The organism is Nocardioides perillae (assembly GCF_013409425.1).
GTDB lineage: Bacteria > Actinomycetota > Actinomycetes > Propionibacteriales > Nocardioidaceae > Nocardioides > Nocardioides perillae.
The window spans coordinates 1538077-1551059 of record NZ_JACCAC010000001.1 but is presented as its reverse complement, the minus strand read 5'-3'; the positions used below and the strand labels follow the sequence as shown (position 1 = coordinate 1551059).

10 protein-coding genes are annotated in these 12983 nt (G+C 74.8%); 5 read left to right on the top strand and 5 right to left on the bottom strand.

What is annotated here, in order from left to right; all coding sequences use genetic code 11:
- Positions 1-417 (bottom strand): hypothetical protein, encoded by a 417-nt coding sequence (locus tag BJ989_RS07175; protein ID WP_179517609.1) that lies wholly within the window; start codon positions 415-417, stop codon positions 1-3.
- 180 nt (positions 418-597) lie between these two features.
- Here BJ989_RS07175 and BJ989_RS07170 point away from each other — a divergent pair, with 180 nt between their 5' ends.
- From BJ989_RS07170 to BJ989_RS07155, 4 genes are all read left to right on the top strand, one after another.
- Entirely contained in the window at positions 598-1710 is a 1113-nt protein-coding gene (locus tag BJ989_RS07170) for a BMP family ABC transporter substrate-binding protein (protein ID WP_179517608.1), read from the top strand.
- A 133-nt stretch (positions 1711-1843) separates the two neighbouring features.
- Complete coding sequence (locus BJ989_RS07165) at positions 1844-3358, top strand: ATP-binding cassette domain-containing protein (protein ID WP_179517607.1); 1515 nt, start codon at positions 1844-1846, stop codon at positions 3356-3358.
- The gene (locus BJ989_RS07160) at positions 3355-4584 is read left to right on the top strand and encodes an ABC transporter permease subunit (RefSeq protein ID WP_179517606.1); all 1230 of its coding nucleotides are present in this window, start codon (positions 3355-3357) and stop codon (positions 4582-4584) included. Before BJ989_RS07165 ends, BJ989_RS07160 begins: the two co-directional genes overlap by 4 nt.
- Positions 4581-5879: an ABC transporter permease gene (locus BJ989_RS07155; protein WP_179517605.1), complete on the top strand. Its 1299-nt coding sequence runs from the start codon at positions 4581-4583 to the stop codon at positions 5877-5879. Before BJ989_RS07160 ends, BJ989_RS07155 begins: the two co-directional genes overlap by 4 nt.
- 18 nt (positions 5880-5897) lie before the next feature.
- On the opposite strand, the gene BJ989_RS07150 is transcribed toward BJ989_RS07155, so the two are convergent.
- From BJ989_RS07150 to BJ989_RS07135, 4 genes are read right to left on the bottom strand one after another with little or no spacing between them, the layout of a single operon-like run.
- Positions 5898-7103, bottom strand: coding sequence for an amidohydrolase (locus BJ989_RS07150; protein WP_179517604.1), 1206 nt, complete (start codon positions 7101-7103; stop codon positions 5898-5900).
- A gap of 34 nt (positions 7104-7137) precedes the next feature.
- Positions 7138-8151, bottom strand: a complete 1014-nt coding sequence (gene meaB, locus BJ989_RS07145) for a methylmalonyl Co-A mutase-associated GTPase MeaB (RefSeq protein WP_179517603.1) — start codon at positions 8149-8151, stop codon at positions 7138-7140.
- Complete coding sequence (gene scpA, locus BJ989_RS07140) at positions 8148-10325, bottom strand: methylmalonyl-CoA mutase (protein WP_179517602.1); 2178 nt, start codon at positions 10323-10325, stop codon at positions 8148-8150. The genes meaB and scpA overlap by 4 nt, the downstream gene beginning before the upstream one ends.
- Positions 10322-12247, bottom strand: a complete 1926-nt coding sequence (locus BJ989_RS07135) for a methylmalonyl-CoA mutase family protein (RefSeq protein ID WP_179517601.1) — start codon at positions 12245-12247, stop codon at positions 10322-10324. The genes scpA and BJ989_RS07135 overlap by 4 nt, the downstream gene beginning before the upstream one ends.
- Before the next feature lie 320 nt (positions 12248-12567).
- Between BJ989_RS07135 and BJ989_RS17585 the strand changes: the two genes are divergently transcribed.
- Positions 12568-12972: a glycosyltransferase gene (locus tag BJ989_RS17585; protein ID WP_343049161.1), complete on the top strand. Its 405-nt coding sequence runs from the start codon at positions 12568-12570 to the stop codon at positions 12970-12972.
- Positions 12973-12983 lie beyond the last annotated feature (11 nt).

Genomic DNA, 12983 nt, shown 5'->3' with positions numbered 1-12983 from the left:
TCACAGCCACCCCGTCACGGTCCGCCAGGCGTCGTCGGCCTTGTCCTTGCCCCACGCGAAGGCACCCTGGGCGTCGTCCCAGGCCTCCTCGGCGCGGCGGCGCAGGTCGTCGACCATCTCGTGCATCCACGCGATGCGGTCGCGCACGGCCTGCGCGTGGGCGCGCAGGTCGCCGGCCGCCGCCTCCAGCTCGGCGGCGTTGCGCTCCAGGTCGGCCACGAGGGCCTCGCAGTGGCGGCGGTAGTCCGCGGCGCCGGCGGACTGCCAGCGCACCTCGGTGACCTGGGTGCGGAAGAGGCGGTAGCGCGCCCGCACCTCCTCGGCCTGCGCCTCGAGGTCGCGCGCGAGCGCGTCGAGCTCCTCGGGGTCCGCGAGTCCCACCACCACGACGACGTCCTCCCCCTCCTGCACCGGCACCAAACCGCCGTGGCCCACTGTGCCGCAGCGCACCTCCGGTCCCGGGGTGGCACCCCGGTGCCGCCCGAAGGTCGCAACCCGATAACCCTTCCGTCACCACGCTGGCGCCCGCGGGCGGCACCGTGGAGGATCCGGGGGTCGACAAACACGCCCGTCGGGCGAACCCATGGAGGGAACCCTGTGAAGAAGACCAGGCGCGCAGCCGCCACCGGCCTCACCCTGCTCGTGACCGCCGCCGCTCTCGCCGGCTGCGGCGAGGCCCCCGAGGAGACGGGCGCGAGCGGCAGCGGCGAGGCCGCCAACAGCGACTTCAAGCCGTGCATCGTCTCCGACGCCGGCGGCTTCGACGACAAGTCCTTCAACCAGCTCGGCTTCGAGGGCGCGACCCGCGCCGCGGAGGAGCAGGGCGTCGAGCTGACCGCGGTCGAGTCCAACAGCGGCAACGACTATGGCCCCAACATGGAGAGCCTCGTCGCGGAGGGCTGCACCACCATCGTCTCGGTGGGCTTCGCGCTCGCCGCGGCGACCAAGGAGGCGGCGACCGCCAACCCCGAGATCGACTTCGTCCTCATCGACGACGCGGCCGACGGCGGCGACGACGGCGCGACCTTCGACGGCCAGCCCGACGTCGAGAACATCAAGCCGCTGCTCTACAACACCGCGGAGGCGGCGTTCCTCGCCGGCTACCTCGCGGCCGACACCAGCGAGACCGGCAAGGTCGGCACCTACGGCGGCGAGCCGTTCCCGACCGTGACCATCTTCATGGACGGCTTCCGCCAGGGCGTCGAGTACTACAACGAGCAGAAGGGCGCCGACGTGCAGGTCGTCGGCTGGGACGGCGAGAACGGCTCGTTCACCGGCGGCTTCGAGGCCAACCCGGCCGCGACCGAGACCGCCCGCCAGATCATCAACCAGGACGTCGACGTGATCCTGCCGGTCGGTGGCCCGATCTACCAGGGCGCGCTCACCGCGATCGCCGACGCCGGGCGCGACGTGGCCCTCATCGGCACCGACGCCGACCTCTTCGAGACCGACCCCAACACCCAGGAGGTCGTGCTCACGTCCATCCTGAAGAACATGTCGGACTCGACCTACCAGGCCGTGACCGCCTCGGCGGAGGGCGAGATCGACTTCGCGCCCTACGTCGGCACCCTCGAGGACGGCGGCGTCGACATCGCGCCGCTGCACAACTACGAGGACCAGGTCTCCGACACGGTGATGGCCGAGCTCGACGAGATCCGCGCCGGCATCATCGACGGCTCGATCACGGTGGAGTCCTACCTCCAACAGTGACCCGCCCGCACCGACCGCCGCGCCGCGACGCGGCGCTCGGCAGCGGTGCAGCACCCCGACGTCCGGGGGGAGGCCGACCGGCCTCCCCCCGGACGTCGCACGACCGGCTCCCCCACCACCGAGGACGGATCCCGTGGAACTCGCCCTGCGCGGCATCACCAAGCGCTTCGGCGCCCTCGTCGCCAACGACCGCATCTCCTTGACCGTCCGCCCCGGTGAGGTGCACTGCCTGCTCGGCGAGAACGGCGCCGGCAAGTCGACGCTGATGAACGTGCTCTACGGCCTCTACCGTGCCGACGAGGGCGAGATCCTCCTCGACGGGGAGCCGCAGCACTTCTCCGGGCCCGGCGACGCGATCGCGGCCGGGATCGGGATGGTGCACCAGCACTTCATGCTGGTGCCGGTCTTCACCGTCGCCGAGAACGTCGTCCTCGGCAACGAGCAGACCCGCCTCGGCGGCCGCCTCGACCTGGCCGCCGCCCGCCAGCGGGTGCGCGAGATCTCCGGCCGCTTCGGCTTCGACGTCGACCCCGACGCGGTGGTCGAGGACCTCCCCGTCGGCGTGCAGCAGCGCGTCGAGATCATCAAGGCGCTCTCGCGCGACGCGCAGGTCCTCGTCTTCGACGAGCCGACCGCGGTGCTCACCCCGAGCGAGACCGACGAGCTCATGGCGACGATGCGCGAGCTCAAGGCCGACGGCAAGGCCATCGTCTTCATCACCCACAAGCTGCGCGAGGTGCGCGAGGTCGCCGACCGCATCACCGTCATCCGGCTCGGCAAGGTCGTCGGCGAGGCCGATCCGAGCGCCACCAACGTCGAGCTCGCCTCCCTCATGGTCGGGCGCCCGGTCGAGCTCACCGTGCACAAGGAGCCGCCGACGCTGGGCGAGGAGGCCCTCGTCGTCGAGGACCTCCGCGTCGTCGACGACGCCGGCCAGGTGCACCTCGACGGCGTCTCGTTCACCATCCGCGCCGGCGAGGTGCTCGCCGTGGCCGGCGTGCAGGGCAACGGCCAGACAGAGCTCACCGAGGCGCTGCTCGGCCTGCAGCGCCACGTGCAGGGCACGATCACCCTCGACGGACGCCCCCTGGTGGGCCGCTCGGTGCGCGCGATCCTCGACGCCGGCGTCGGCCTGGTCCCGGAGGACCGTCAGGCCGAGGGCCTGGTCGGCGCGATGTCGGTCGCCGAGAACCTCATGCTCAACCGCAGCCAGGGCGCTCCCTTCGTGCGCCGGGGCGCCCTCGACCTGCGCGGACGCGACGAGTTCGCGCAGCAGAAGGTCGCCGAGTACGACGTGCGCACGCCCAGCGCGGACGCCCCCGTCGGCACCCTGTCGGGCGGCAACCAGCAGAAGGTCGTCGTGGCCCGCGAGCTCTCGCGCGACCTGCGGCTGCTCGTGGCCGCCCAGCCGACCCGCGGCGTCGACGTGGGCTCGATCGAGTTCATCCACCAGCGCATCGTCGAGACCCGCGACTCCGGCGTGCCGGTGCTCGTGGTGTCCACCGAGCTCGACGAGGTCACCGCCCTGGCCGACCGCATCATGGTGCTCTACCGCGGCCGCGTGGTGGGCATCGTCCCCGCCGACACCCCGCGCGAGGTCATCGGCTTGATGATGACCGGCGAGCGACCCGAAGGAGTGCCCGCGTGAGCGCCCCCGCCCCCTCCCCCACCGACCCGACGCCGCCGCGCCCGCAGCAGCCGGTGCGCGACGACCAGCGCTGGCGCCGTGCGCTGCGCGAGGCCGCGGCCGGTGGTGTGGTGGTGTCGTTCTTCGCGCTGCTCCTGGCCGTGCTGGTCGGCTCGGTGCTCATCGCCGTGACCGACGAGGAGGTGCAGTCCTCCGCCGGCTACTTCTTCTCCCGGCCCGGCGACACCGTGCGTGCCGTCCTCGACGCCGTCACGGGCGCCTACGGCGCGCTCTTCCGCGGCTCGGTCTACAACCCCAACGGCGCCGACCTCGCCACCCAGCTGCGCCCCCTGACCCAGACGTTCCTCTTCGCCGGCCCGCTCGTCCTCGCCGGCCTCGGCGTCGGCCTCGCCTTCCGCGCCGCGTTGTTCAACATCGGCGGGCGCGGGCAGATGCTGCTGGGCGGCGCTGCCGCGGGCTGGGTCGGCTCGAGCCTGGACCTCCCCGGCGGTGTCCACCTGCTCGTCGGCCTCTTGGCCGCGGTCGTCGCGGGCGGCCTGTGGGGTGCGATCGCGGGCGTGCTCAAGGCCCGCACCGGCGCCCACGAGGTGATCGTGACGATCATGCTCAACTACATCGGCTTCTACCTGGTCTTCTACGCCCTCTCGCAGCCCTCGCTGCTGCAGGCCCCCGGCACGACCAACCTGACCACGCTGCCGATGAAGGACACCGCCACCCTGCCGCCGCTGCTGGGCGAGCGCTTCGACCTGCACGCCGGCTTCCTGCTCGCCCTGGTCGCGACCGCCGCGGTGTGGTGGCTGCTCGAGCGCTCGGCGCTCGGCTTCCGCATCCGCGCGGTCGGGCTCAACCCCGACGCAGCCCGGGTCGCCGGCATCGACGTCGGGCGCACCTGGACCGTCGTGATGGCGCTCTCGGGTGCCCTGGTCGGCCTGGCCGCCGCCAACCAGGCACTCGGCACGGTCACCAGCGGCGTGACCGTCGACATCGACGCCGGCATCGGCTTCGACGCCATCACCGTCGCCCTCCTCGGCCGCTCGCGGCCGCTCGGCATCCTGGCCGCCGGCCTGCTCTTCGGCGCCTTCAAGGCCGGCGGCTTCCTCATGCAGGCCTCCGAGGGCATCCCCGTCGACCTCGTGCTCGTGGTGCAGTCGCTCATCGTCCTCTTCATCGCCGCCCCGCCGCTCGTCCGGGCGCTCTTCCGCCTGCCCCAGAAGGAGGTCGCATGACCACCGCCTCGCTCGGCACCCGGCCCGCGGAGCCCGCGGGCCCGACCGACGACGGCTCCCGGGTCGCGCTGGTGTCCCGCAAGGCGCCTGCCGCCTTCACGGCCGTCACCGCCGCCCTGGCGCTGGCGCTCGTGCTGGCCGCCCAGCCGGGCGACACGACGTACCGCCTGCGGGCGCGCGGCGACCTCGCGACGCTGCCGGACCTCACCGTGCCGTCGATGGCGACCGCGTGGGTGCTGGTCGTGGTGATGGCCGTGCTGAGCGCGGCGTCGTGGCTGCTCCTCGCCCGCCGCCGACGCACCCCGCTGCCGGTGGTCGCGGCGTTCTCCCTGGTCGCCGTCGTCGCCTTCCTCACCTGGGCGGCCGCGGGCGGCACCGTGCCGCTGGTCGGCCTGCTCGGTGGCGCCGTGGCGCTGGCGGTGCCGCTCGTCTTCGGTGCGCTCGGCGGCGTGGTCGGCGAGCGCGCCGGCGTCGTCAACATCGCCATCGACGGCCAGCTGCTGCTGGGCGCCTTCGCCGCGGCCCTGGTCGGCTCGCTGACCGGGTCGACCTGGGCCGGCCTGGTGGCCGCGATGGTCGCCGGCGTGCTGGTGGCCGCGGTGCTCGCCGTCTTCGCGATCACCTACCTCGTCGACCAGGTCATCGTCGGCGTGGTGCTCAACGTGCTGGTCATCGGCCTGACGAGCTTCCTGTTCACCCAGGTGCTGGCCGAGGACACCGCCCGCCTCAACAGCCCGCCCCGCTTCGACGCGGTGGCGATCCCGCTCCTCGGCGACCTGCCGCTGCTCGGGCCCGTGCTCTTCCGCCAGACGCCGGTCGTCTACCTGATGTACGTCCTGGTCGCGGCCACGGCGTTCGCGCTCTACCGCACCCGCTGGGGCCTGCGCCTGCGCGCGGTCGGCGAGCACCCGAAGGCCGCCGACACCGTGGGCATCGACGTGCTCGCGACCCGCTACCGCGCGGTGCTGCTCGCCGGCGCGATGGCCGGCGCGGGCGGTGCGTTCTACACGCTGGTGTCGGTGCCGCAGTTCAACCGCGAGATGACCGGCGGCGCCGGCTACATCGCGCTCGCGGCCGTCATCTTCGGCACCTGGGACCCGGTGCGCGCCACGCTCGCGGCGCTGCTCTTCGGCTTCGCCAGCAACCTGCAGGGCGTGCTGTCGGCCGTCGGCTCGCCGGTGCCGAGCCAGTTCCTGCTGATGCTGCCCTACGTCGTGACCATCTTCGCCGTGGCCGGGCTCGTCGGGCGCTCCCGCCCGCCCGCCGCCGACGGCGTGCCCTACGTCAAGCAGTAGCCGGGGCCCGGCGCGGGCTCAGGCTCCCAGGGACGCGAGGGCGGCGCCCGCGAGCACGCGGGCGCCGATCGTCGTGGCGCGGTCGTCGACGCGCAGGTTGCCCTGGTGCAGGTCGTAGGTCGGACCGCCCGGCGTGCGGGTGCCGAGCCGCCCCATCGCGCCGGGCACCCGGTCGAGGAACCACCCGAAGTCCTCGCCGCCGAGGCTCTGCTGGGTGGCGACGTGGCCCTCCTCGCCGAGCACCGACTCGACGGCCCGGGCCAGCAGCTGCGTCGAGGTGTGCTCGTTGACCACCGGCGGCACGCCGCGCTGGTAGCGCACCTCGGCCTCGACGCCGTAGGGCGCCACGACCTGGTGCACGAGGGCCGAGACGAGCGCCTCGGCGTCGGCCCAGGCGACCGCGTCGAGCATCCGCACGGTGCCGGCGAGGCGGCCCCGCGAGGGGATGACGTTGTGGGCCGAGCCCGCCTGCACCGCCCCCCACACGACGCTGGCGCCGGCGCGGGGGTCGAGGCGGCGCGAGAGGATCGAGGGCAGCTCGGTGACGAGCTTGCCGAGCGCGTAGGTCAGGTCGGCGGTCAGGTGCGGGCGCGAGGTGTGGCCACCGGGGCCGTGGAGCCGGATCTCGAGCTGGTCGGCCGCGCCGGTGAGCGGGCCCTCGCGCAGACCCACCTGCCCCACGTCGAGGCTGGGGTCGCAGTGCAGGCCGAAGACCCGGTCGACGTCGTCGAGGGCGCCGCGGTCGAGCAACTGCAGCGCGCCGCCGGGCATGACCTCCTCCGCCGGCTGGAAGAGCAGCCGCACCGCGCCGGGCAGCTGGTGGCCCGCCGCGAGCTCCGCCAGGGCGAGGCCGGCGCCGACCAGCGCCGCGGTGTGCACGTCGTGACCGCAGGCGTGGGCGACACCCGTCACGGTGCTGGCCCAGGGGTCGCCGGTCAGGTCGTCGACGGGCAGCGCGTCAAGGTCGGCGCGCAGGGCCACCCGCCCGGTGCCGCCGGCGCCGGGCTCGGGGCCGAGGTCGGCGACCACGCCGCTGCCGGGGAGCCGCTCCACCCGCCACCCCGCACCCTCGAGCAGTCCCGCGACCCGCTCGGTGGTGCGGTGCTCCGCCCAGCTCAGCTCGGGATGGGCGTGCAGGTCGCGCCGGAGGTCGACGAGGTCGTCGGTGAGCTTCTCGACGACCGCGTCGAGCACGGCGGAGGCGGGGCTGGCAGGGGCGGGCATCCCGCCCAGCCTAGTCGGGGCGGGGTTGCTGACCTCAGCCGCCGTCGTACGCCGCGAGGATGCGGTCGGCGGCCTCGGGCGCGGCGACCTCGCCGGCGAGGACGGCGGCGCGCACCTCCTCGCGCACGGCGCGCACACCGGCGGAGCGGCGCAGCCGCTGGTCGAGCTCGTCGCGCACGAGCGCCCAGGTGAAGTCGAGCTGCTGCTCGGCGCGCTTGCGGGCCAGGCCGTCGTCGCCGAGGTGCTCGCGGTGCGCGAGCACCCGCGACCAGACGTCGTCGACACCCGTGCCGGTGAGGCCGGAGCAGGTGACGACCGGCGGCGCCCACTCGTCGTGCCCCCGCACCATGCGCAGCGCCCCGGCGAGCTCGCGGGCGGCGGCGCGCGCCTCGCCCTGGCGGTCTCCGCCCCCACCTTCGGCGTCGGCCTTGTTGACGGCGACGACGTCGGCGATCTCGAGGATGCCCTTCTTGATGCCCTGCAGCTGGTCGCCGGTGCGGGCGAGGGTGAGGAAGCAGAAGGTGTCGACCATGCCGGCCACGGTCACCTCGGACTGCCCCACGCCGACGGTCTCGACGAGCACGACCTCGAAGCCGGCGGCCTCGAGCACCAGCATGGCCTGGGCGGTCGCGCGGGCGACGCCGCCGAGGGTGCCGGCGGACGGGGAGGGCCGCACGAAGGCCCGCGGGTCGACCGCCAGGCGGCCCATGCGGGTCTTGTCGCCGAGCACCGAGCCGCCGGTGCGCACCGACGACGGGTCGACGGCGAGCACGCCGACGCGCTGCCCGGCGCCGGTCAGCGTCGTGCCGAGCGACTCGATGAAGGTGGACTTGCCGACGCCGGGCACGCCCGAGATCCCCACCCGCACCGCGGGGCTGCGGGTGGTGGAGGCCGCCGACGTCAGCGCGCCCAGCATCGCGCGCGCCGCGGCGCGGTGGTCCTCCCGACCCGACTCGACCAGGGTGATCGCGCGGGAGACCGCCGCGCGCTGCCCCGCCCGCACCCCCGCGACGAGGGCGTCGACGTCGACCTCGCGGCGCGGGCTCACCCGGCGAGCTGCGCCGACAGCTTCTCGAGCAGGTCGAGCGCGGAGTCGGCGATCACGGTGCCGGGCGGGAAGACCGCCGCGGCGCCCATGTCGAGGAGCGTCGGGACGTCGTCGGGCGGGATGACGCCGCCCACCACGACCATGATGTCCTCGCGGCCCTGCTCGGCCAGCGCCTGGCGCAGCGCGGGCACCAGCGTGAGGTGGCCCGCGGCGAGCGAGGAGACGCCGACGATGTGCACGTCGGCGTCGACCGCCTGCTGCGCGACCTCCTCGGGCGTGGAGAAGAGCGGCCCCACGTCGACGTCGAAGCCGAGGTCGGCGAAGGCGGTGACGACGACCTTCTGGCCGCGGTCGTGGCCGTCCTGGCCCATCTTGGCGACGAGGATGCGGGGGCGGCGGCCCTCCTCCTCCTCGAAGCGGGCGGTGGCGTCGAGCACGGCCTGGGTGCGGCTGTCGCCGGCCTGCCCGGCCTCCTCGCGGTACACGCCGCTGATCGTACGGATGACGGCCTGGTGCCGGCCGTAGACCTTCTCCAGGGCCTCGGAGATCTCGCCGACGGTGGCCTTGGCGCGGGCCGCGTCGACGGCCAGCGCCAGCAGGTTGCCGTCGAGCGAGCCGCGCGACGCGCCCCGGTCGGCGGAGGCGGTGAGCGCCTCGAGCGTGCGCTGCACCTCGGCGTCGTCGCGCTCGGCGCGCAGCCGCTCGAGCTTGGCGAGCTGCTGGCGGTAGACGTCGTCGTTGTCCACCTTGAGCACGTCGAGCTGGTCCTCGGCCGGCAGCCGGTAGGTGTTGACGCCGATGACCTTCTGCGCGCCGGAGTCGATGCGGGCCTGCGTGCGGGCGGCCGCCTCCTCGATGCGCATCTTCGGGATGCCCTCCTCGATGGCCTTCGCCATGCCGCCGGCGCGCTCGGCCTCGAGGATGTGGGCCCACGCCCGCTCGGCGAGGTCGTGGGTGAGCCGCTCGACGTACCACGAGCCGGCCCACGGGTCGATGACCTCGGTGGTGCGCGACTCCTGCTGCAGCAGCAGCTGGGTGTTGCGGGCGATGCGCGCGGAGAAGTCGGTCGGGAGCGCGATGGCCTCGTCGAGGGCGTTGGTGTGCAGCGACTGGGTGTGGCCCTGGGTCGCGGCCATCGCCTCGACGCACGTGCGCTGGACGTTGTTGAAGACGTCCTGGGCGGTGAGCGACCACCCGGAGGTCTGCGAGTGCGTGCGCAGCGAGAGCGACTTGGGGTTCTGCGGGTCGAACTGGCGCACCAGCCGCGACCACAGCGCCCGGGCCGCCCGCATCTTGGCGACCTCCATGAAGAAGTTGGTGCCGATCGCCCAGAAGAACGACAGCCGCGGCGCGAAGCGGTCGATGTCGAGGCCGGCCTCGAGGCCCGCGCGGATGTACTCGACGCCGTCGGCCAGGGTGTACGCCAGCTCGAGGTCGGCGGTCGCCCCGGCCTCCTGGATGTGGTAGCCCGAGATCGAGATGGAGTTGAAGCGCGGCATCTTCTCGGCGGTGAAGGCGAAGATGTCGGAGATGATCCGCATCGAGGGCTGCGGCGGGTAGATGTAGGTGTTGCGGACCATGAACTCCTTGAGGATGTCGTTCTGGATGGTCCCGGCCAGCTTCTCCGGCGACACCCCCTGCTCCTCCGCCGCGGCGATGTAGAGCGCCATGACCGGCAGCACCGCGCCGTTCATCGTCATCGACACAGACATCTCGTCGAGCGGGATGCCCTCGAAGAGCGTGCGCGCGTCGTAGATGGAGTCGATCGCGACGCCCGCCATGCCGACGTCGCCGCGCACCCGCGGGTGGTCGGAGTCGTAGCCGCGGTGCGTCGCGAGGTCGAAGGCGACGCTCAGGCCCTTCTGCCCGGCCGCGAGGTTGCGGCGGTAGAACGCGTTGGACTCCTCCGCGGTCGAGAAGCCGGCGTACTGCCGCACCGTCCAGGGCTGGGTGGTGTACATCGTCGGGTAGGGCCCGCGCAGGAACGGGCTGAGTCCCGGCCACGTGTCGAGTGCGTCCAGGCCCTCGACGTGCTCCGGGCCGTAGACCGGCAGCACCGGGATGCCCTCGGGCGAGAGCCAGGGCTCGCCGGCGCTCGCTGCCGGCCCGGCGGGGGCCGCGTCGCCGCGCAGCGGCAGGCCGGCGAAGGAGTCGGGGACGCGCGCGGTGCTCATGCCAGGGCCTCCCGGGTGCGGGTGAGGAACGCGAGGGCGTCGACGCCCACCGCGCAGGAGTCGTCGAGCAGGTCGGGGTCGACGGTGCGCTCCCCCGGCTTGCCGGCCAGCACGACGCGGGTCGCGCCGGCCTCGCGCAGCGCCCGGGCGGCGTCGGCGCCCCACGCGGCGTACGTCGTGTCCGCGCCGGCGAGCACGACGACCGGCTGGCCGTCGTAGGCCTCGAGCAGCTCGTCGACGTCGGCGGTCGGGCCGGCCACGGCGACGTCGACGCCGCCGGCGGCCAGCAGGTTGCTGGCGAAGGTGGCCCGTGCGGTGTGCGAGGCCACCGAGCCGAGCGTGGCGAGGAAGGCCGGGCGCGCGGCCGGCTCGTCGCGCATCGCCTCGAAGGACGCACCGTAGGGGCGCACCGTGCGCGGGGTGGGGTGCGGGGCGCGAGCGGGGAGCTCCTCGCGGAGGTTCGGGAACTCGCTGAGCCCGGTGAGCGGGCGGGTGCGCGTGGCCACCTCGGCCTCGCGCCGCTCGACCACCGCGGCCACCCGGCCCAGCAGCGAGCCGTCGCCCAGGGCCGCCAGCACGCCGCCGGCCTCCTCGGTGCGACCGAGCTCGGCCCACGCGGCCTCGGCGAGGTCGGCGGTGAGGCGCTCCACGGCGTAGGAGCCGCCGGCCGGGTCGGCGACGGCGGCCAGGTGCGACTCCCAGATCAGCAGCGAGGAGGTGTTGCGGGCGTTGCGGCGGCCCAGCGCCTCGGGCACGCCCAGCGGCTCGTCGAAGGGGACGACGGTGAGGCTGTCGGCGCCGCCCACGCCGGCCGCGAACGCCGCGACGGTCGTGCGCAGCATGTTCACCCAGGGGTCGTAGCGGCTCATCATCGGCCGCGAGGTCACGACGTGCTGGCGCATGCCGCCCGCCTCCGGCGAGGCACCCGAGAGCTCGGCGACGCGCGACCACGCCTGGCGCGCGGCGCGCAGCTTGGCGATCGTGGGGAACTGCTCGTCGGTCGCGGCGAGGCGGAACTCCAGCAGCCCCAGGGCGTCGTCGACGTCGAGCCCCGCCGCGGTGAGCCCGCGGAGGTACGCCGCGCCCAGCGCGAGCACGTAGCCGAGCTCCTGGGCGTCGGAGGCGCCGCGGTCGTGCAGCGCGGTGCCGTCGACGACGAGCGCCAGGGTGCCGGCGGACCGGGCGAGCTCAGCGGCCTCGGTGACCACCCGGGCCACGTCGTCGGCGCTCGGGAGGGAGCCCGGCGGAGAGTCGGGCGGGGAGTCGGGCGACCGGACCCCCCGCAGGGCGACCCCGACGGGGTCGACGCCGAGGTTGGTGCCCTCGGCCGGGGTGACGCCGAGGTCGGCGAGGTGGGCGACGAGCGCCCGGGCGGCGCCGAGCGGGTCGGCGGGCGCCTCGAGGACCACCGGGGCCAGGTCGAGGAACACGCCGTCGAGGAGGGCCGGCAGGTCGGCGGCCGCGAGGGGCCCGCCGACCTCGACCCACAGCGAGGTCGCGCCGTTCTCGAGGTCCAGCAGCGCCAGCTCGTTCAGCGCCTCCGCGTCCTGCCCGCCGACCACGGTGCGCACGTCCCAGCCGCCCTCCGGGCGACCGGGGAGCCGACCGCGGGTGAAGGGGGCGGCGCCCGGCGCGCCGACGGGCGGCAGGTCCACGACGTGCTCGGGCGTGCCGATGGGTGCCACCGCGAGGCCGTCGAGGGTCGTGCGGGTCAGTCGCTCCCACACCGCGGTGTCGGGCTCGTCGTCGCGGAGCCGCCGGGCCTTGCGCAGGACCGCGGCCGTCGCGGCCTCCCACTCCGCGCGACCGGCGGTGTCCTCGGGCGAGGCGAGCGCGAGCGAGCCCTGGGCTGGCTCGAGCTCGGTCGGCTCGTCGAGGCCGCCCTCCGCGGTGTCGCTGGTCGGGCCGGTCGGCGTGGTCATGGGTGGGGATCGTAGGTGCGCGGCCGTGGCGGGGGCCACAGCGTGCCCGTGTGGGGTGCGTCTCGCCCCGACGCGGTTCACCTCGTGTTGTCCTGACGGCCGCTCCGCGTCGGCCCGCCGGCTCCGCGCGCCCGCCACGCTGGTCTGCGTGACGACGTTGCTGCCGACCGGGCCCGTGCCGGCCTCCGCGGCGCCTGCCGGCCGCCGGCCGGGCGTGGACGCGGCGGCCTCCACCCCCGCGCTGCACGACCGCTGGCTGCACGACCGCTGGCCCGGACGGGGCGCCACGGGGGCGCCCCGCCCGGTCGTGGCTCGGCTTCGTGGGCACCCTCCGCAAGCGCCACGGCGTACGCCGGCTGGCCGAGGTCGCGACCGTCCCCGGCGTGCGCCTGGTGGTCGTGGGCGAAGGGCCGCAGCGCCGCTGGCTCGAGGAGCACGTGCCGGGCGTCCGCACGACCGGGGCGCTGCGCGGCGGCGACCTGGCGACCGCGGTGGCCTCGCTCGACGTCCTGCTGGTGCACCCGTCGCCGGAGCTCACCTGCGCGCACGCGCTGCGCGAGGCCGCGGCCAGCGCGGTGCCGGTCGTGGGCCGAGGCGGTCGACGAGCTCGTGGACCGCACCTGGACACCAGCGGTCGGCGCCTGTACGACCAGGGGCGCCCGGGAGTTCCCGACCGGCCGGTAACGGGACCTATGTCACACCCGAGGCGGGTCGGGGTCACCTGACCGGGCGGTAG

Excerpts from the sequence above, each read along its gene's own strand:
- BJ989_RS07135 (WP_179517601.1), bottom strand. The coding sequence starts at position 12,247 with ATGACCACGCCGACCGGCCCGACCAGCGACACCGCGGAGGGCGGCCTC.
- BJ989_RS07155 (WP_179517605.1), top strand. The coding sequence starts at position 4,581 with ATGACCACCGCCTCGCTCGGCACCCGGCCCGCGGAGCCCGCGGGCCCG.
- scpA (WP_179517602.1), bottom strand. The coding sequence starts at position 10,325 with ATGAGCACCGCGCGCGTCCCCGACTCCTTCGCCGGCCTGCCGCTGCGC.
- BJ989_RS07150 (WP_179517604.1), bottom strand. The coding sequence starts at position 7,103 with ATGCCCGCCCCTGCCAGCCCCGCCTCCGCCGTGCTCGACGCGGTCGTC.